Genomic DNA, 18,666 nt, shown 5'->3' with positions numbered 1-18,666 from the left:
AGTATCGCGCGATGTCGGACCTCGGACGCTTGGTGGCTGGGCGGTACCGGCTTGTCGAGCGGATAGGCCGTGGCGGGATGGGCACCGTGTGGCGGGCCGAGGACGAGTTGCTCGGGCGTTCGGTGGCGGTGAAGAAGTTGCATCCGCCGCAGCCGCATCTGCAGGACGACGAGGTGGAGACGTTGTTCGAGCGGACGCGGCGTGAGGCGCGCAGTGCGGCGCGGATCAGTCATCCCAATGTCGTGGTGGTGCATGACGTGGTGGAGGACGAGGGGCTGCCGTCGATCGTGATGGAGTTCGTTCCGGCGACGACGTTGGGTGATCTGCTGAAGGAGCGGGGGCCGGTCGGGCCTGAGGAGGCGGCGCGGATCGGGCGGGGGATGATCGGGGCGTTGCGTGCGGCGCATGCGGCGGGGGTGCTGCACCGGGATGTCAAGCCCGGCAATGTCCTGTTGTCGGAGACCGGTCGGGTGGTGTTGACGGATTTCGGTATCGCTCAGGCGTCGGGGACGTCGACGTTGACGCGTACGGGGGAGTTGATCGGGTCGATTGATTTTCTGGCGCCGGAGCGGTTGACGGGTGGTGTGCCGGGTCCTGAGGCGGATCTGTGGGCGTTGGGGGCGACGTTGTTCCAGGCGGTGGAGGGGCGTTCGCCGTTTCGTCGGGACACGGCGATCGAGACGGCGTATGCGATTGCCACGGATGAGGTGCCGGTGGCGGGTCGTGCGGGTGGGCTGGGTCCGGTGATCGCGGGGTTGCTGGTGCGTGAGCCGGGGCGGCGGTTGTCGGCGGTGGAGGCGGAGCGGATGCTGCGGGCGGTGGCCGCCGAGTCGGCCACGGCCGGCGTGCCCCGCGAAGCCCTGGGACACCCGCAGCCGCTGACCGCCCCGGTCCTCGTGCCGCGCGCTCGCGGCCGCCGGGCGCCGCTGTGGGCCGCCGGTGGCGTCCTGGTGGCGGCTCTCGCCGGGGGCGGGTTCTACGCCGCCCCGCACTTCGGCGGTGTCGGTGACGCCGGCGCCGGCTCGCCCGGACCGTCGTCGCCGTCCCCGTTGTCGTCTTCGCCGTCACCGTCGGTGCCGCCGAGCACGCCGTCCACCTCCGCGGCCGCCTCGCCGTCCCCCTCGTACAGCCCGCCTCCCGTCCCGGACGGCTACCACCTGGCCGAGGAGCCGGACCGCGGCTTCGCCATCCCCGTGCCGGACGGCTGGACGCGGCAGGTGAGCGATGCGGGCCGGCAGTTCGTGTACGTCGACCCGACGGGGCTGGTCGGACTGCGCATCGGCACGCTGGACTTCGCGGGGCCCAGCCCCCTGCAGCACTTCAAGGACTTGGAGGCGCAGACGGTCCCGAACCTGGACGGCTACGAGCAGCTGCGCATGCAGAGCACGCAATGGCGCGGACGGCCCGCCGCCATATGGGAGTTCACCTTCCGGGGCAAGGTACGTCCGTTCCGCGCGATCGACCTCGGATTCGGGCAGCCCGGAGAGCAGGAGTTCACGGTCTACCTCTCCGCCCCGGCCGACCAGTTGGCCTCGCGCCGGGCGGTCTTCGAGCACGCGGTGGACGGGCTCCGGCTGACCGGACCGACCGACTGACGCCGCGCGGGCCGTGGGCCCCGGGCTCAGGCCTCGGCGGGCTCGGACTCGACCTCACGCCGTGCGGGGCTGCCGGCTTCGGGCGTCTCCGGCGCCTCCGTCTCGGGTACCTCGGGCGCCTGCACGGCGGGGCGGTCCGGCCGCCGTTCCCGGCGGACGTCCCCGATGGTGAGGGCCACGACGGCAGCGGAGCCGACGAACTCCAGCAGGTGCTGGGACGTGTCCACGAGGGTCGGCGACATCGTGGCGGCCGTGTACGCCCACAGATCGGTGAACGCCGACGGCATCATGAACAGCGACAGCCCGCTGGAGAATCCCGTCGCGACCGGGCGGCGCCTGGCGGCCAGCAGCATGCCGGCCCCGCACAGCACGGTCAGGCAGGCCCACTGGTACGGGGCGGACACACCGAGGACCGCGCGCCCGGTGCCCCTGCCGACGAGCAGGTCGCCGAGCACGCCGGGGCCCACCTGGAAGGCCGTCACCGTGTTCCGGCCGATGTAGAAGATGTTGAGCACCGCCAGCAACAGCCCCGAAGTGGCCGCCGTGACCTTCACGGGGCGGATCCCGCCGCCGGATGCCGCGTCCGCGGCGGCGGCCTCGTACTCCATGTGCCGGGCCAGGAGCAGGAGTGCGCCGAGGACGAGGGCGACCACCACGGCGAGGAGGGCGCTGCCGCCGACGGCGTTCACCGAGGGGCCCGTGAGCGGGCCGAACCACGGGTCGGCGGGCGAGTCGAGCAGGAAGTACCAGACCGCGGGCAGACGGAAGCCGAGTGTCACGGCACAGGCCGTCACCAGGAGCCCGCCGGCGCCCCGGGTCCCCAGGAACGCACCCGCCGCGGCGGCGAGTTGCAGTGCCGCCAGGCCCAGGTCGAGGGAGGACGTCGCCGACAGGCCGGGGACGTACCCGGTCGTCCACATCGTCCACGCGCCCGGCAGGCCGCGCACGACGAGGTCGTACAGGAGCCAGAACGCCGTCTGGACGAACAACGCGAGGCTGAGCACGGCCATGACGACGCGCAACTGATGGATCGACACACCTGGCTGGTTCATGGCGCGCGCTGTCCTCTTCTCCGTCTTCCACGGCTTCTGCGTCAAACGGCGGTCGATGCGACGCGGGGCCGATGACGGAGCAGATCATAAACCTGTTTTCACGCGGCGCGGAGACCGAACAGGGCGGGCAGGAAAGGAAGCTGACAAAGTATCAGGCATAAGGGACATGATTCGCCCGGATTGGCGTGCGTATTCCATTCCCGGGCGCGGATATTCTATTCGGCCGGTTGTCGGGCCGGATGTCCGGACGAGCGGATCGGCGGGCACTGTCCGGGCGGCATTCATGGGATGCGGGTGCCCTCCTCGTCCGCCGGGAACGGAACTCTGGCACGGCCGTACTATTTTGTGAGGCGGATGGTCGGCAATAATGCGGACGAGCAGCCTTCGACTCGGCCGCGGTGCGTCGTGCGTGCCGTGTCTCGCCGCGGGGACAATCCGGTGGCGAGCGGCCTCACGGGCAATGACGCCCGCTTGATGTGTCGGTTCCCCTGCGGGGAGAGGTCTCGAATCCGGCAGCCGACCGCAATGGATCAAGGAATTGCATTCACGTTCGATGACTGAGTCACGCATGGCCCGCGCAAGGGTGACAACCTTGTCGCGAACGTCCGGGCACGCCGTCGCCCCGGCGCCGGCGATGCGCGCGCGGCGGGAGCGCTCCGGATGGACCGGCACCGGCGGGCGGGCACGGTGATCTCCGCGCAGAGTCCCGAGGGTGCGGTCCACTACCGGGCCGACATGGTCCTGACCGCCGAGGAGGCGCGGGTCTCCGAGCGGCACTTCATGAACTGGGAGCGCGGTCCGTTCTCCCATCTCATCCGCCTCGCCGTGCCGGACTTCGCCGTTCCCCGCGGTTTTCGCTTCGTCGCGAACGGTCATCTCATCGACGGACTGCTGTCCGCGGAGGTGTACTGCGACACGCTGACCGGGGTGTCCGGGAACCATCTCGACCAGGATCCGATCGTCGCCGACCTGGTGACCTCGGGCTGGATCGAGTTCCTGGAGGGCAAGGAAAAGCACTCCGTCAAACCCGGGCAGATATGCGTCCGTGACACGAAGGCATCCTGGGAGTTCTCCTGTGCGCCGGCGACGACCGCGCACGTGATTTCCATCCCGCGACATCTCGTGCTGCCGCACATCGGGTCGGGCAGAACCCTGGGACGGGCCCACATATCGGATGTCGACGTCCCCGAAGTCCGTTTCTTCGTCAATTTCCTGGAAGTGATCAAGAAGAGCAGCAGCGAACTGGAGGGGTCGGCCTCCGCGCGGACCATGGCCCGGGACGCCTGCGCGACGCTGTTCTCGCACATCATCTCGGAGCGCCCCGGTTCGGCGCTGAGCGATCATCCCCGGGCCGTGGTCGCGGCCGCCAAGAACGTCATCGAGGAGAACCTCGAAAGCGGCGACCTGTCCCCGCCGATGGTCGCCAAGAGCGTCGGGGTGTCCCTGCGCACGCTGCACCGCTGCTTTTCCGCGTCCGACGACTCGGTCATGGCTTTCGCCCGGCGGCGGCGCCTGCAGAAGGCGCACGACGAACTCATGACCCTGGGCAGCGCGGCCGGGATGTCCGAGATCGCGGCACGCTGGCACTTCTCGGACGCCAGTCACTTCATCCGGCACTTCAAATCCGCCTACGGGGCCACGCCCGCCGCCTACTTGAGGGAGCGCAGGTAGTAGGTTCCCGCTGCCGAGGTGGCGCCCACGTCCGCGTCCGCGTCCGCGTCCACGTCCGCGGGTGCCGGGACCCGGCGCTCCGGCCCGACGAGCGCGTCCCGTTCCGGCCCGGGCGAGGGTGCCGTGCCCGGCGCCGTGTTGCCTACTGTGGACATGGCGGGGCGGCCCGGGTGGGTCGCCGCCGGGCGGAAGGGGCGCGGGGATGGGCATCGGGCTGGAGAAGGTGGAGGCCGCGGCACCGGGGCTGGTGGGGCTCTTCAAGGGCGCGCGGGTGTCGCTGGAGAAGGCCGGGGTCGCGGGGGAGCGGGCGGCGGTCTACCTGGTGCTGGACCGGTCCGGGAGCATGCGGCGGCACTACCGGGAGGGGACGGTGCAGCGGCTGGCCGAACAGGTGCTGGGGCTGGCGGCGAACCTGGACGACGACGGGGTCGTGCCCGTCGTCTTCTTCTCCACGGAGGTCGACGGAATCGCGGAAATCGGGCTCGAGGACTACACGGGCCGGGTGAACGCGCTGCACGAGGGCTACGGCCACATGGGGCGCACCAACTACCACCTGGCCATGCGGGCCGTGGTCGACCACTACGAGGCGTCGGGCGCGCGGCAGCCCGCGCTGGTGGTGTTCCAGACGGACGGGGGCCCGTCGTCGCGGACCGCGGCCGAGCGCGTGCTGTGCGAAGCGGCGCGGTTGCCGCTGTTCTGGCAGTTCGTGGGCTTCGGGGAGCCGGCGAGCAAGGAGTTCGACTTCCTGCGCAAGCTCGACGAACTGCCCGTGCCGGCCAGGCGTCCGGTGGACAACGCCGGTTTCTGGGCCGCGGGTTCGGAGCCGGGTGCCGTGCCGGAGGGGACGTTGTACGAGGCGCTGGTGGCCGAGTTCCCCCAGTGGCTGGCGGCGGCGCGTGCGGCGGGGATCGTGGCCGGCTGATGGCCTTCAGCGGGGAACGGGCGGCGACCCGGAGCCGGGTGGACGGGCAACTGGCCGGCGGCGAGCGGGTGGTGGCCGCCGAGCGGCTGCGCGGGGGCTGGACCTCGCAGATGCGTCTGCTGCGCACGACGGCCGAACGGCACCTGGTGCTGCGGTCGTTCGTCACGCCCTTCTACCGACGCCACGCCGAAGGGCTGCTGGACCGCGAGGCGGCCGTGCTGACGCTGCTCGCGGGGAGGAGGCGTGCCGGCGGCCCGGCTGGTGGCCGTGGACCCGACGGCGCGGCACTGCGACGCCCCCTCGCTGCTGATGACCCGGCGGCCGGGCACCGTGTGCCTGGACGAGCGCGGCGCGGCGCGGCGCGGCGTGCGGACCTGCTGGCACGCCAACTGGCGGCCGTCCATGCCGTACGACCGCCGGAGTCCGGCCGGCCGCGCCCCTACCAGGCGTGGACCTCCCCGGAGCGGGTGGGCGTCCCGGAGGGGACGCCGGTGCCGCGGGTGTGGGAGCGGGCCGTGGCGGCGATCCGCCGCGCACCCCCTCCGTACCAGGGGTGCTTCCTGCACCGGGACTGCCACCCGGGGAACGTGCTCTTCGCGGACGGCGCCGTCAGCGGCGTCGTGGACTGGGTGGAGACGTCCTGGGGGCCGGCCGACCTGGACGTGGCGCACTGCGCGACCGCGCTCGCGCTGCTGCACGGCCCGCAGGAGGGCATGGCCTACGCCGCGGCGGGCGGCAGGCCGCTCGCGGACGGCGCCGCGCACCTGTACTGGCGGCTGCTGGACGCGCCGGCCTTCGCGCCCGACGCCGAGAAGGTCGCGGTGCCGTGGCGGGAGCTCGGGCGGACCGATCTGACGCCGGGACTGCCGGCGCGGCGGCTGGAGGCCTCCGTGGACGCGGTTCTCGAACGGTACGCGTGATCCGGGCCCGCCCCGCCGGTGCGGATCAGCGCAGGGGATTGCGGAGCCGGGCCCACTGGTCGCCATGCGCGGCCTGCTGGAGGCGCATCAAGGTCAGCGCCTTGACGGGCAGTTCGGCGGCGAACAGGGCCGTGCGGTCGGCGCGGGTGTCCGGGGTGTCCGGGAGGGCGTCGCAGGCGCGTACCGCCTCCGCGGCGACGGCGGCCCACAGGCGGGCCTCGGCGGGGCGGTCCGCCTCGCCGAGCGCGGAGACCAGGCTGCCGAAGGTGGTGGCCACCAGGGATCCGTACACCTTGGCGTGCAGGACGGCCGGGTCGTCGCTCAGCCCGCGGCCCAGGGGCGGCGTCGCGAAGCCGTTGCGGGCCAGCCGGGCCGGGCTGATCCGTACGTCGGCCAGGTCGCGGTAGACCAGCCGCAGCGGCCGGGCCCTCCGGTCCAGGACGACCAGCAGGTTCTGGCCGTGCGCCTCCAGCGCGACGCCCCAGGACAGCAGCCGCAGCACCGGCGGCAGCGCGAGCCGCGCGAACGCGGTCAGCCAGGCGGCGCCGTCCTGACCGGGGGCCGCCGCGGACAGCAGGGAGCGGACGAGCGGCTGGCCGCCGTCCGCGGGACGCCCGATGAGCGCGGCCACCGGCAGCACGGTCTCGCCGGCGGCGGGGTCGGCGAAGGCCTCCGGGGACTCCCGTACCAGCGCGGCCACGTCGGGGCTCGCGGTGCCGTCGAGCACCGCCGAGGCCGCCGCCAGGTTGCGGGTCACGCGCAGCGCGCCGCCGTCCAGCCGGCGCGTCAGCGTGTCCAGCAGCTCCGACAGCCGGGCGCTGTCCGCCACCGACTGGGCGGAGATGTCCCGGACCGCGGAGGTCATCCGCATGCTGAGCGCCGTCTTCAGGTGCGGTCCGCCGTCGAGCGGCGCGAAGGTGCGCACGGACATCAGCGGTCGCGCGGCGATCGCCGCGGTGGTGTGGGGGCGCACACAGAGGCCCGGCAGGACGTGCCGGGTCTGCCAGGGGTGCACGGGCAGCAGCAGCCGGTCGCCGTCCCGCAGCCGGTCCGGCCAGTCGCCCGACACCAGCGCCCCGGCGGCGGGTACGGCGACGAGGTCGAGGGCCACGACCGGGCGGTGCTCGGGGCCGTACGCCAGTTGTTCGGCCGGCGAGAAGCCGGGGCGGCTGCGGCAGCAGGGGTGGTACGGGTGCCCGTCGACCACGCCCTGCTCGAAGCCGGTCAACCCGGTCGGGCTGGTCGGGCTGGTCGACCCGGTCGAGCCGTTCCGGCCGGTCGGGGCGGCGTCGGGGCCGCCGGCCCGGGGCGCGCCCGCCCGTGAGAGGGCCAGCGAGGCGACGCTGTCCTCCAGCTCGTCCCGCAGCGGCCCGGAGCCGGGCAGTCCCAGCGCCTCCAGCAGGGCCGCCGGGTGGTCGAACGGGCGACCGTCCAGGCGCAGCACCAACTCCTCCTGTGCGAGGCCGAGATCGTGCGGCAGGCGCTCCGGCCCGGTCAGCGGCCGGCCGTCGTCCAGGCGCACCCGCCCCGGCCCTTCGACGGTCAGGCCCGGCAGCGGCTCCAGCAGCAGGGCGCGCCACAGGCGGCCGAGGACGGCGGCGCGGGCTCCGGGCAACGAGGCGGCCCAGGCATCGGCCAGGCCGGGACGCAGGGCGGTCAGCCCGGTGGCGAACGCGGCCTCCGTGGGGCGCCGCGTCGCGGTCGTCGAATCGGGGTGCATGATGGGTCCCTAGCCTACGCAGGAGGACGCCGCACCGTGGAACGAGCAGCGGGAGCACCGGCGGGGACCGGTCGCCGGGCCGACGGACTGGCCGCCACGGCCCTGCTGAACTGCCTCGTCCGCGAAGTCGCGGAACCCGCCGGGCGGGACGTCCTGCGGCTCCCCGCGACGGGCCGGCTCCTGCGGGTGCGCCCCGGCCGCCACCCCTCCCGCCCCGAACTGCTCGGCGCGGACGGCGACTGGCACCCCCTGGCCTTCGACGGGCTCGTCGACCTCACCGCCGGGGAACTGACGGCCCGCACCGGCACCGCCAACGCCACACTGCCGGCGGAGATCCGCGACAGCCGCGACGTGCTGGCCGCGCTGCTGGCGGCCCGGGAGGACGCGCCGCCGCCCGCCGATCCGTACCTGCGCTCCGAGCAGGCCCTCGTCGCGGGGCACCGGTACCACCCCGCGCCCAAGGCCCGCGGCGGCGGCGCCCCGGCGAGCTGGCTGCCGTACGCGCCCGAGGCGCACACCGCCTTCCCGCTGACGCTGCTCGCCGTGCGCGCCGACCTGCTGGCGGGGCAGGGCGACACCTCCGCCGTCGACCGCCTCCACGACGACGTGCCCGACGGCTACCGGCTGCTGCCCGCGCACCCGTGGCAGCTGGAACTCCTCGGGGACCTGCCCGCCCTGCACGACGGGCGCCTGCTGCGGCTCGGCCGCACGGCCGTCCCCGCCGTGCCCACGGCGTCGCTGCGCACGGTGTACCTGCCCGACGCCGACCTCTTCCTCAAGTTCAGCCTGGACGTGCGGATCACCAACGACATCCGCCGGCTGTGGCGGCACGACCTGCGCTGGCTCGGCCCGGTGGACCAGGTCCTGCGGACCGTCACCGGCGCCGGGATCCTCTCCGACCGCGGCCACCGCACCGCCGACCTCGGCGGCCGGGACACGTACGAGGCCTTGGCGGTCCTGGTCCGCGACGGCCTCGGCGGCCACGTCCGGCCCGGCCTCACCCCGCTGCTGGCGGCGGCGGTCGCCGAGGGCGGCTTCGAGGGCGATCCCCTGGCGGCCGCGCGCCGCGACGAGCGCACCGCCCTCGCCTGGTGGCAGGCCTACCTGGAGAGCGTGGTGCCGCCCGTGCTCGCGGCCTGGTTCGGGCACGGCGTGGTGCTGGAGGCCCACCTGCAGAACGTCGTGATCGCCGTGGACGGCGACGGCTTGCCCGCGCAGGCGGTCTTCCGCGACCACGAGGGCGTCAAGCTCGACGAGGAACGCCACCGTGAACTGCTGCGCCGCCACGCGCACGGCGACGAACCGACGCCCGGCGTCAGCCCCGCGTACGGCTGGGAGCGGCTGGTCTACTGCCTGGTCACCAACAACCTGCTGGAGATCGCGGGAGCCCTCGCCGACGGCCGCCCCGCGCTCGCCCCCGTGCTGTGGGCCCGGGCCCGCGACCTCCTCGCCGACTGGGCCCGCGGCCACGGCGACCCGGCCCCGGTGCGGGACCTGCTCACCGCGCCGCACGTCCCGGCGAAGACCAACCTCCTGCTGCGCTGGACGGCCGCGGACGGCGCCGCCGCGCGCTACGTGCCGCTGGCCAACCCCCTGCTGCCCGAGAACGCGGGTGTGCCCGGCGCGCTCGCGCGGTGACCGTCCCCGCAGGTGCCGGGGCGGCACGAAAGGGCGTTCCGGCGCCCGGGGTTCAGCGCTCCTCGCCGGCCTGGTCGGGGACCAGGCGTTCCAGGACGTTCTGGAACTCCTCGCCGACGGTGATGAGCAGCCCGTCGCCGTCCTTCTCGCTGAGCTGGGTGAGGACGCCGCCGCGCCACCAGTAGACGTAGGGGCTGATCGGGCCGACCGCCTCCTCGTGGCCGGCGGCCGCGAAGCCCGCCATGCCGTTGAGGGCCGGGATGACCGCGCTGTCCCGGATGGCGTGGAAGGCCAGCTGGTGACGGAACGGCATGGCGACGAGGGCGCCGTCGGCGGTCAGCGGCGCTCCGGTGACGCGTTCGACGAGCTCGTCGAGGGCGAGGACCCGGGCGGCGGTGAAGAAGGAGTCGCCGACGACGACGTCGAAGCGCACATCGGCGTGGCGGACGACCTCGTGCCGCTCCACGGGGAGGTCGCGGAGGTTGAGCAGCGCCCGGCCGCGCAGCTCCCGGATGTCGCCCAGCGGCGCCAGCGCGTGGTCGGCGAGCGTCATGACGCTCTCGGGGAGGTCGAGCGCGAGCACTTCCAGCAGCCCGGGGGCGGCGATCCGGGCGTACCGGAAGGTCTCGGGGTCGATCATGTCCGGGGTGACCAGCCGCGGGTAGAGCCGCTCGCGGATCTCCTCGGGCGGCATCGTCTCCAGCGGGGACGGGCCGTCGAGGGTCCGCAGCACGGCGCCGACGTGCTCCCTGGCCAGCTGCGGCCACACCCGCGGCCCGCGCCGGTCGTTGTGGCACAGCGCCGCCAGGTTGCCGGTGCCGAACTTGCGGCCGGAGCTGTCGGTCACCAGGTCCGCGAAGACGGTGACCTCCAGGCCGAGTTCGGCGAAGGCCTCACGCACATGGGCGCGAAAGCGCGCGCCCTCGTCCACGGAGAAGAAGGCGTACTCGGGGTCGCGAGGCGCGTCCCGCTGGTCGCGCTTCGGCCCGCGCCGGAAAATCCCCACCTCTGCAACTCCCTGGACCTGGACTCGACGGGCAAGGCGCGATCCTATCGGCCGGTCGCGCCTTCCCGATGGCGAAGCGTCCTCCGCGCGGAGGACGGGGGCGGGTCTACTGGTCCCGGTACGCCTCCAGCAGGCGCAGCCAGATCTCGCTGACGGTCGGGAACGACGGGACGGCGTGCCACAGCCGCTCCACGGGCACCTGGCCGGCCACCGCGATGGTGGCCGAGTGCAGCAGCTCGCCCACGCCCGGCCCGACGAAGGTGACGCCGATCAGGTGGCCCCGGTCGAGGTCCACGACGGCGCGGGCGTGGCCGCGGTAGTCCTCGGCGTGCAGGTAGGCGCCCGAGACGTTGCCGATCTCGTAGTCGACCACCTTGACGCGGCGGCCCGCGCGCTCGGCCTCCTCGGCGGTGACGCCGACCGCGGCGGCCTCGGGCTCGCTGAAGACCACCTGGGGGACGGCCTCGTGGTCGGCGGTGGCCGCGTGCGCGCCCCAGGGGTCGGTGTCGAGCGGCTCGCCCTTGGCACGGGCGGCGATGGCCGCGCCGGCGATGCGGGCCTGGTACTTGCCCTGGTGGGTGAGCAGGGCGCGGTGGTTGGTGTCGCCCGCGCAGTACAGCCAGCCGCCGTCCACGCCGCGGACCTGGCAGGTGTCGTCCACCTCCAGCCAGGAACCGGGGGTCAGGCCGACCGTCTCCAGGCCGAGGTCGTCGGTGTGCGGCACGCGGCCGGTGGCGCAGAGGATCTCGTCGGCGGTGAGTTCGGAGCCGTCGGACAGCGTCGCGGTCACCGGTCCCGAGTCCCCGTCGCGTCGCACGGCGGTGACGGACACCCCGGTCCGCAGGTCGACGCCGGCCGTCCGCAGCCCCTCCGCGACGAGCTCACGGGCGAAGGGCTCCCAGCGCGGCAGTACGTCGGAACCGCGGACGAGCACGGTCACCCGCGAGCCGAGCGACTGCCAGGCGGTCGCCATCTCCACCGCCACGACGCCGCCGCCGACCACCAGCAGACGCCCCGGCACCTCGTGGGCGCTGGTCGCCTCGCGGCTGGTCCAGGGGCGCGCCTCGGCGAGGCCGGGCAGGTCGGGCAGGAGCGCGCGGGTGCCGGTGCACACCGCGACCGCGTGGCGGGCGGTCAGCACCCGCTCGCCACCCTCCGGGGTGCGTACGACGACGCGGCGCGGCCCGTCGAGCCGGCCGAGGCCGCGCACCAGGTCGACGCCGACCGAATCCAGCCAGCTGATCTGCCCGTCGTCCTTCCAGCCCGCGGTGGCCCAGTCGCGCCGGGCCAGTACGGCGGCCGTGTCCAGCCGCCCGCCGGCGGCCTCACGCGCGCCGGGGACCGCGCGGGCGGCCCCCAGGGCGGCCTGCGGGCGCAGCAGGGCCTTACTGGGGATGCACGCCCAGTACGAGCACTCGCCGCCCACCAGTTCGGCCTCGACGATCACGGTGCTCAGCCCGGCCGCCTGGGTGCGGTCGGCGACGTTCTCGCCGGTCGGTCCCGCTCCGATGACGATGACGTCGTACGTGTCCGTGCTGCTGTCTGCGCTGGTCCGCGCCGCGGTGGTCATGGTCCCACCGTAGGCAACACCGGGCCGTCGCACAGCCGGAACGGGCAGCATCGTGCGGCGTGGGGTAGGGACCGCCCCGCGCGGCCCGGCGGCGCCGTCCGGCCGTGACGGGTGCTTTCCCGCCGCGGGGACGGCCGGCCGGGCGGGCGCGGCAGGCTGCGCCGTACGGGCGTCCGGTGGGGACACGGGGACGGGGGGACGCCGGGGGTGACGGTCACGCGGGCAGCTGCTGCTCGGTCCAGATGACCTTGCCCTGCTCGGTGTAGCGGGTGCCCCACCGGCGGCAGAGCTGGGCGACCATGAAGATGCCGCGGCCGCCCTCGTCGGTGGTGGCGGCGCGGCGCAGCCTGGGGGAGGTGCCGCTGGCGTCGGCGACCTCGAAGACCAGGGCCCGGTCGCGGACGAGCCGGGCCTGGACCGGCCCCTGGGCGTGCCGGATGGCGTTGGTGATCAGCTCACTGGCGATCAGTTCGGTGGTGAAGGTGAGTTCGTCCAGGTCCCAGGAGCGCAGCCGGCGGGTGATCGCACAGCGCAGCGCCGAGACGGCGGCCGGGTCGTCGGGCACGTCCCAGCAGGCGACCTGGCCGCCGTCGAGCGCGCGGGTACGGGCCACCAGCAGCACGATGTCGTCGGCCGTGGGCACCGGGCGCAGCGCGGACTCCACGGCCGCGCACAGCTCCTCCGGCGTCCCGTCCCTGGGCGCGCCGGCCAGCGCCCGCCCGAGTCTGCGCATACCGGCCTCGGGGTCGGCATGGCCGCCCTCGATGAGGCCGTCGGTGTAGAGGACCAGGCCGGTGCCCTCGGGGAGGTCGAACTCGGTGGTCTCGAAGGGGACTTGCCCGAGTCCGAGGGGCGGTCCCGCGGGCAGTTCGGGGAAGCGCACGTCGCCGTCCGGGCCGAGCAGCGCGGGCGGCAGGTGTCCGGCGCGGGCGAGCTGGCAGCGCCGGGCGACGGGGTCGTACACCACGTACAGGCAGGTCGCGCCGGCCAGTCCGGTGTGCGCGCCGCCCTCCTCGTCGAGCCGCACGGCCAGGTCGTCGAGGCGGCCGAGCAGTTCGTCGGGGGGCAGGTCGAGGGCGGAGAAGTTGTGGACGGCGGTGCGCAGCCGGCCCATCGCGGCGGCGGCGTGGATGCCGTGGCCGACGACGTCGCCGACGACGAGGGCGACCCGCGCGCCGGAGAGCGGGATGACGTCGAACCAGTCGCCGCCGACGCGGCCCGGGGCGGGCAGATAGCGGTGGGCGACGTCCACGGCGTGCTGCGCGGGAAGGCCGTGCGGGAGCAGGCTGCGCTGGAGTTCCAGGGCGAGGTGGTGCTCGCGGGTGAACAGCCGGGCGTTGTCGATGCAGACGGCGGCGCGGGCGGCCAGTTCGCGGGCGAGGGTGAGGTCGTCCTCCGCGAAGGGCGCGCTGTCGGCGGCCCGGTGGAAGGTGGCCACGCCGAGCGGGGTGTCCCGGGCGCGCAGCGGTACGGCGATGAGCGCGTCCCCGGCCCGCACCGGGCCGTCGCCCGCCAGGGCCCGCGCCTGCGGGCCGTCCGGCGCGGCCGGGTAGGGCTCCGCGCCCGGGCCGGGCACGGCGGGCGGTCCCGTCGCGCCCGTCCCGGCGTCCGCCACGCGGCACAGGACCGGTGCGGCGGTGTCGGCGGTGTCCGGGGTGCCGCCCCGGACGACGGGGGCGAGCAGGTCCACGGTGACCCGGTCGGCGAAGCGCGGGACGGCGGCCTCGCACAGTTCGGCGGCGGTGCGGGCGACGTCGAGGGTGGTGCCGATGCGCAGGGCTGCGTCGCTGAGCAGTTCCAGCCGCAGCCGGGCGGCGACGGCGAGCCGGCCGACCCCCGCGTCGCCGACGAGCAGCGGCCGGCGGACGGCCCGCGGTCCGGCGTCGTCGGGAAGGCTCACCTCGACCACCGCGCCCTGCGCGAGCGGCCGGCACAGCAGCACGGCCGTGCGCCCCCGGGAGAGCGGCAGTTCGACGGCGTCGCGCCGTCCGGCGGCGATGAGGCCGGTGGCGGTCTCGGCGAGGGCGGCCTCGTCGCCGGCGGTGAGTCCGGTCGGGGGACCGACGGGCTGGATGCGGCCGTCGCCGTCGAGCCGCAGCGAGACCGGGCTCGGGTTGCGGCGTTCCGCCGCCAAGTACGAGTGCAGCATCGCGCGTTCGCGGCGGCCGGAGTCCTCCAGCAGCCGGTGCTCGATGGCGAGGGCGGAGCCGCGGGCGAGTTGCGGCATGAGGGGATGGGCCTCGTCCTGGAGGCTGGTGAGGTCCAGCACCCCTTCGATGCGGCCGCTCACGGGGTGCCGCAGGGGCACGCCGAAACAGGTGAAGCGGCGCAGGGCGGCGCAGTAGTGCTCCTCACCGCTGACCCGGACCGGGCGCCGGGCGGCGAGCGTGGTGCCGATGCCGTTGGTACCGGCGCCGAGTTCGTGGTAGCCGAAGCCGGGGGCGAGGCCGACGTCGTCGAGGGCGGGCAGCAGCGGCGGCCGGGCGGCCCTGCGGTCCAGCACGAGCCCGCTGCCGTCGGTGAGGAGGACGGCCGTCCCGGACCCGGCGAGGGCGTCGGCGAGCCGGTCGAGGACCGGCCGGGCGGCCCTGGCGAGCGGGCCGGCGAGGTCGATGTCCCGGGTGTACGGGACGTCGAGGTGTTCGGGGTCGAGGCCGGCGGCCTGGCAGCGTTCCCATGACGCGAGGATCGGCACCCGTACGGATTCCTCCACCTGGCTCACTCCTTGACGTCCGCGTCCTCTTGCCGAACGTAGGACCGGCGGCGACCGGCCGGGGCCGGGACCGTGAAATCCCTGCGTACAGCCACTCTTGTGGGTGACGGTCCGTTTGACACGGGCAACACGCCGGAGGAACGGCCGGGGATCACGTCGCGAAGCGGCGGCCGGTGGTGGAGACTTGGACGCGCCGCAGGCCGGCGCCCCCGGCCGGCGCCCCCGGAACGCCGTACGTGCCCGGCGAACCGAGCCACGAACCGGAAGGATCCACCATGACCACGCCCAGCGAGACGACGCGCGTCGCCCACACCGTGTGGGACGGCTCCCTCATCGAGGGCAGTGGAGTCGTCACCCTCGACTCCTCCGGGATCGGCGAGTACCCGGTCACGTGGGTCGCCCGCTCGCAGGAGCCCGGCGGGAAGACCAGTCCGGAGGAGCTCATCGCCGCCGCGCACTCCAGCTGCTTCTCGATGGCCCTGTCCGCCGGCCTGTCCCGGGCCAAGACCCCGCCGACGCAGCTGCGCACGCAGGCCGACGTCACCTTCAAGCCCGGCACCGGCATCACCGGTATCCACCTGACCGTGGTCGGCCAGGTGCCCGGTCTGGACGAGGCCGAGTTCATCAAGGCGGCGGAGGACGCGAAGGCCAACTGCCCGGTGAGCCAGGCGCTCGCGGGCACCGCGATCACCCTCACCGCGTCCCTGGCCTGAGCACCCGCCCGGACGTTCCCCACCGCCCATCGAAACGTTTCGGTTTCGGTGGGCGGTGCCATATTGTCATTGGATACGAAACCGTTTCGCAGGGGACGAGAGACGGAGAGTCGAGATGACCACGGACGCGAGCGCCGCGGCGCGGCGCACCCGCCTGACACCGGAGCGTGAGCAGGAGCTCTACGGGGCGGTGATCGAACTGCTCCGCGAGGTCGGCTACGAGGCGCTGACCATGGACGCGGTCGCCTCCCGCACCCGGTCCAGCAAGGCCACGCTCTACCGGCAGTGGAAGAGCAAGCCGGAGCTGGTGGTCACCGCGTTGCGCTGCACCAAGCCCGCGCACGCGCCGGTCGACACCGGTTCCCTCGACGGCGATCTGCACGCCATGGCCGACGGGTTCGGGGACGGTTCCGAGGTGGACACCTCGCTGCTCAGGGGGCTGTCGCACGCCTCCGCCGGCAGTCCCGACCTCGCCGAGGCGATGCGCGAGCACCTCATCGACCCCGAGCTGGCCGGGCTGCGCCAGCTGCTGACCCGGGCCGCCGACCGCGGCGAGATCCCCCGGGACAACCCGGCGGCCGACTTCATGCCGCACATGATGCTGGGCGCCGTCATCACCCGGCGCCTGCTGGAGGACGTGGAGGTCGACGCGGCCTTCATGCACCGCTACATCGACGCGATCGTGCTGCCGGCCCTGGGCTTCCGCCGCTGACCCGACGGGCCGCGGCGGCCGATCTCAGTCGCTGACGACGCTGCGGGGCCTGTACTCCAGGTCCTGGTAGTCCGGGTGGTGGGCGATCCAGCCCGCGATGAAGGGGCACGCCGCCAGCACGCTCTGCCCGCGCTCCCGGGCCTCGTCCAGCGCCTGCCGGGCGAGCGCCGACCCCACGCCGCGGCCCTCGAACTCCGGGTCCACCTCGGTGTGCAGGAAGGCGATCATCTCGGGTGTGCGGATGTACGCCGAGAACCCGGCCAGTCTGCCGTCCACGTGCGCCTCGTAGCGGCGGGTCCCCGGGGAGTCGGTGATCGTCGGGGCGCTCACGACTGGTAGCCCTCCACCGTGCCGGAGGGCCGCACGCGGGCCTGGCCCGGGTCCTGCCCGACCTCGGTCTTGGCGCGGCGCTGGCGCAACAGGTCCCAGCACTGGTCGAGTTCGCGCTCCAGTGCGTCGAGCCGCTCCCGCTCGGTCTCGCCGTCGATCCGCCCCGCGGCGAGCAGTTCGCGCAGCGTCCGCTCGTCGGTGACCATCGCGCTGATCCGTTGCAGTATCGCCTGTTCCGGGCGATCTCCCGTGTGCTGGTCGGCCACGGCACGCACCTCCTCGTTCGCTCGGCACCCACTCTAGGCAGCGTCCCGCGGCCATGCGATCGAAACTCTTGCGTTTCGATGGATCGGAGCTTAGGCTTCAAGCGTACGAAACGGTTTCGTATCGATCGTACCCCGTGATCACGCCTGCCCCACGCCTGTCCCACGCCTCTTCCGAACGACGGGAGCACGTCCCCATGTCCCAGAGCACCGCCGAGCCCCGCGCCGGCGTCGCCGCACCCCCGGTCGAGGGGGTGGGCCACGACCACGACGTCCACGCCAGGCGCTGGTGGGTCCTCGCCGTCATCGGCGTCGCCCAGCTGATGGTCGTGCTGGACGCGACCATCGTGAACATCGCCCTGCCCTCCGCCCAGGCCGACCTCGGCTTCACCGACGGCAACCGGCAGTGGATCGTCACCGCGTACGCCCTCGCGTTCGGCAGCCTGCTGCTGCTCGGCGGCCGGATCGCCGACCTCTTCGGCCGCAAGACCGCCTTCCTCATCGGGGTCGCCGGCTTCGCGGCGGCCTCCGCGCTCGGCGGCGCGGCCGGCAGCTTCGAGATGCTGGTCACCGCCCGCGCCCTGCAGGGCGGATTCGGCGCCCTGCTGGCGCCCGCCGCGCTGTCGCTGCTGACGACGACCTTCACCGAGCCCAGGGAACGCGCCCGCGCGTTCGGCATCTACGGCGCCATCGCCGGATCGGGCGCGGCCGTCGGCCTGCTGCTCGGCGGTGTCCTCACCGAGTACCTGAACTGGCGCTGGACCCTGTACGTCAACCTGGCCTTCGCCGTCGTCGCCTTCCTCGGCGGCATGGCCCTGCTGCAGCGTGCCCGCCGCCGTCCCGGCGCCTCCATCGACCTGCCCGGCACGCTGCTGGTCACCACCGGACTGTTCGCCCTGGTCTACGGCTTCTCCAACGCCGAGAGCCACGACTGGAGCTCCCCGCAGACCTGGGGCTACCTGGTCGCCGGCGGGCTGCTGCTGACCGCCTTCACCTGGTGGCAGACCCGGGCCGCGCACCCGCTGCTGCCGCTGCGCGTGCTGCTCGACCGCAACCGCGGCGCCTCCTTCGCCGCCTCGCTGGTCTCCAGCGCCGGCATGTTCGCGGTCTTCCTCTTCCTGACCTACTACCTGCGGCTCACCCTCGGCTTCTCGGCGGTCAGGACCGGCCTGGCCTTCCTGCCGCTGGTCGCCGCGCTGATGGTGGGCGCCCAGGTCGCCACCGTCGTGCTGGTGCCCCGCATCGGCCCCAAGCCGGTGGTCCCGGTGGGCTTCGGCCTGGCCGCCGCCGGACTGGTCTGGCTGACCGGGCTCGGCCTGCACAGCGGCTACGCCACCGAGGTCCTGCCGCCGCTGCTGGTGATCGGCCTCGGCATGGGCCTGATCTTCCCGCCCGCCATGAACCTGGCGACCACCGGCGTCGGCGCCGAGGACGCGGGCGTCGCGTCCGCCGCCGTCAACGCCATGCAGCAGATCGGCGGCTCGATCGGTACCGCCCTGCTCAACACCCTTGCCACGAGCGCCGCCACGGACTACATCGCGGGCAAGGACCCGGCCGACCCGCTGGTGAAGGCGAACGCCGCGCTGGAGAGCTACTCGACGGCCTACTGGTGGGCGGCGGCCTTCTTCGCGGCCGGCCTGGTGATCAGCTTCCTGCTCTACCGGCGCGGCGCGCCGCGGCAGGACGCCGGCGCGGCCCCCGTCGTGCACATGTGACGTCGGGCTCCGCTGTGCCGCGGGACCTCCCCTGAGCGGTGGGACGTCCCGTGCGCGCCCACCCGTGGGGACGGGGTACGGCGCGATGAACGGCCCGGTGACGGCCTCCGTAGAACCTTCTACGGG

16 protein-coding genes are annotated in these 18,666 nt (G+C 74.2%); 8 read left to right on the top strand and 8 right to left on the bottom strand.

Going from position 1 to position 18,666, the window contains the following annotated elements; all coding sequences use genetic code 11:
* Positions 1–11 precede the first annotated feature (11 nt).
* Positions 12–1,595: a serine/threonine-protein kinase gene (locus tag PV364_RS21540; RefSeq protein ID WP_319661766.1), complete on the top strand. Its 1,584-nt coding sequence runs from the start codon at positions 12–14 to the stop codon at positions 1,593–1,595.
* Between the two features lie 26 nt (positions 1,596–1,621).
* Here the strand turns inward: PV364_RS21540 and PV364_RS21535 are convergent, their stop codons facing one another.
* On the bottom strand, positions 1,622–2,647 hold the full coding sequence (locus PV364_RS21535) for a hypothetical protein (protein ID WP_319661765.1): 1,026 nt from the start codon (positions 2,645–2,647) through the stop codon (positions 1,622–1,624).
* Between the two features lie 660 nt (positions 2,648–3,307).
* On the opposite strand from PV364_RS21535, the gene PV364_RS21530 reads away from it, so the two are divergent.
* Positions 3,308–4,318, top strand: a complete 1,011-nt coding sequence (locus tag PV364_RS21530; protein WP_319661764.1) for a helix-turn-helix transcriptional regulator — start codon at positions 3,308–3,310, stop codon at positions 4,316–4,318.
* On the opposite strand, the gene PV364_RS21525 is transcribed toward PV364_RS21530, so the two are convergent.
* Complete coding sequence (locus PV364_RS21525; protein WP_319661763.1) at positions 4,297–4,473, bottom strand: hypothetical protein; 177 nt, start codon at positions 4,471–4,473, stop codon at positions 4,297–4,299. The two genes, PV364_RS21530 and PV364_RS21525, sit on opposite strands and share 22 nt — an antisense overlap.
* A 47-nt stretch (positions 4,474–4,520) precedes the next feature.
* On the opposite strand from PV364_RS21525, the gene PV364_RS21520 reads away from it, so the two are divergent.
* Both PV364_RS21520 and PV364_RS21515 read left to right on the top strand, forming a co-directional pair.
* Complete coding sequence (locus tag PV364_RS21520; RefSeq protein WP_319661762.1) at positions 4,521–5,240, top strand: VWA domain-containing protein; 720 nt, start codon at positions 4,521–4,523, stop codon at positions 5,238–5,240.
* A complete protein-coding gene (locus PV364_RS21515; RefSeq protein ID WP_319661761.1) occupies positions 5,240–6,160 on the top strand; it encodes an aminoglycoside phosphotransferase family protein in 921 nt (306 codons plus the stop codon). The genes PV364_RS21520 and PV364_RS21515 overlap by 1 nt, the downstream gene beginning before the upstream one ends.
* Positions 6,161–6,185: 25 nt before the next feature.
* Here PV364_RS21515 and PV364_RS21510 read toward each other — a convergent pair whose 3' ends face one another.
* Positions 6,186–7,880 (bottom strand): IucA/IucC family protein, encoded by a 1,695-nt coding sequence (locus PV364_RS21510; RefSeq protein ID WP_319661760.1) that lies wholly within the window; start codon positions 7,878–7,880, stop codon positions 6,186–6,188.
* A 36-nt stretch (positions 7,881–7,916) separates the two neighbouring features.
* Between PV364_RS21510 and PV364_RS21505 the strand changes: the two genes are divergently transcribed.
* Positions 7,917–9,518, top strand: a complete 1,602-nt coding sequence (locus PV364_RS21505) for an IucA/IucC family protein (protein WP_319661759.1) — start codon at positions 7,917–7,919, stop codon at positions 9,516–9,518.
* Positions 9,519–9,570: 52 nt separating this feature from the next.
* Here PV364_RS21505 and PV364_RS21500 read toward each other — a convergent pair whose 3' ends face one another.
* The 3 genes from PV364_RS21500 to PV364_RS21490 form a co-directional block, all read right to left on the bottom strand.
* Positions 9,571–10,524: a hypothetical protein gene (locus tag PV364_RS21500; RefSeq protein ID WP_319661758.1), complete on the bottom strand. Its 954-nt coding sequence runs from the start codon at positions 10,522–10,524 to the stop codon at positions 9,571–9,573.
* A 106-nt stretch (positions 10,525–10,630) separates the two neighbouring features.
* A complete protein-coding gene (locus tag PV364_RS21495) occupies positions 10,631–12,094 on the bottom strand; it encodes an NAD(P)/FAD-dependent oxidoreductase (RefSeq protein WP_319661757.1) in 1,464 nt (487 codons plus the stop codon).
* Positions 12,095–12,308: 214 nt separating this feature from the next.
* Positions 12,309–14,807, bottom strand: a complete 2,499-nt coding sequence (locus tag PV364_RS21490; RefSeq protein WP_319661756.1) for a SpoIIE family protein phosphatase — start codon at positions 14,805–14,807, stop codon at positions 12,309–12,311.
* Between the two features lie 275 nt (positions 14,808–15,082).
* On the opposite strand from PV364_RS21490, the gene PV364_RS21485 reads away from it, so the two are divergent.
* On the top strand, positions 15,083–15,520 hold the full coding sequence (locus PV364_RS21485) for an OsmC family protein (RefSeq protein WP_319661755.1): 438 nt from the start codon (positions 15,083–15,085) through the stop codon (positions 15,518–15,520).
* A gap of 115 nt (positions 15,521–15,635) precedes the next feature.
* Positions 15,636–16,232: a TetR/AcrR family transcriptional regulator gene (locus tag PV364_RS21480; RefSeq protein WP_319661754.1), complete on the top strand. Its 597-nt coding sequence runs from the start codon at positions 15,636–15,638 to the stop codon at positions 16,230–16,232.
* A gap of 24 nt (positions 16,233–16,256) precedes the next feature.
* Here PV364_RS21480 and PV364_RS21475 read toward each other — a convergent pair whose 3' ends face one another.
* Together PV364_RS21475 and PV364_RS21470 are read right to left on the bottom strand one after the other, a co-directional pair.
* Positions 16,257–16,562 (bottom strand): GNAT family N-acetyltransferase, encoded by a 306-nt coding sequence (locus tag PV364_RS21475; protein ID WP_319661753.1) that lies wholly within the window; start codon positions 16,560–16,562, stop codon positions 16,257–16,259.
* On the bottom strand, positions 16,559–16,828 hold the full coding sequence (locus PV364_RS21470; protein WP_401981026.1) for a DUF2630 family protein: 270 nt from the start codon (positions 16,826–16,828) through the stop codon (positions 16,559–16,561). Before PV364_RS21470 ends, PV364_RS21475 begins: the two co-directional genes overlap by 4 nt.
* Positions 16,829–17,022: 194 nt before the next feature.
* Here PV364_RS21470 and PV364_RS21465 point away from each other — a divergent pair, with 194 nt between their 5' ends.
* Positions 17,023–18,540 (top strand): MFS transporter, encoded by a 1,518-nt coding sequence (locus PV364_RS21465; protein ID WP_319661752.1) that lies wholly within the window; start codon positions 17,023–17,025, stop codon positions 18,538–18,540.
* Positions 18,541–18,666: the final 126 nt, after the last annotated feature.

This window comes from Streptomyces sp. MI02-7b, from assembly GCF_033793585.1.
Taxonomy (GTDB): Bacteria; Actinomycetota; Actinomycetes; order Streptomycetales; family Streptomycetaceae; genus Actinacidiphila.
The sequence above is the reverse complement of the archived record's forward strand: the minus strand, read 5'-3'. Positions and strand labels throughout refer to the sequence as shown.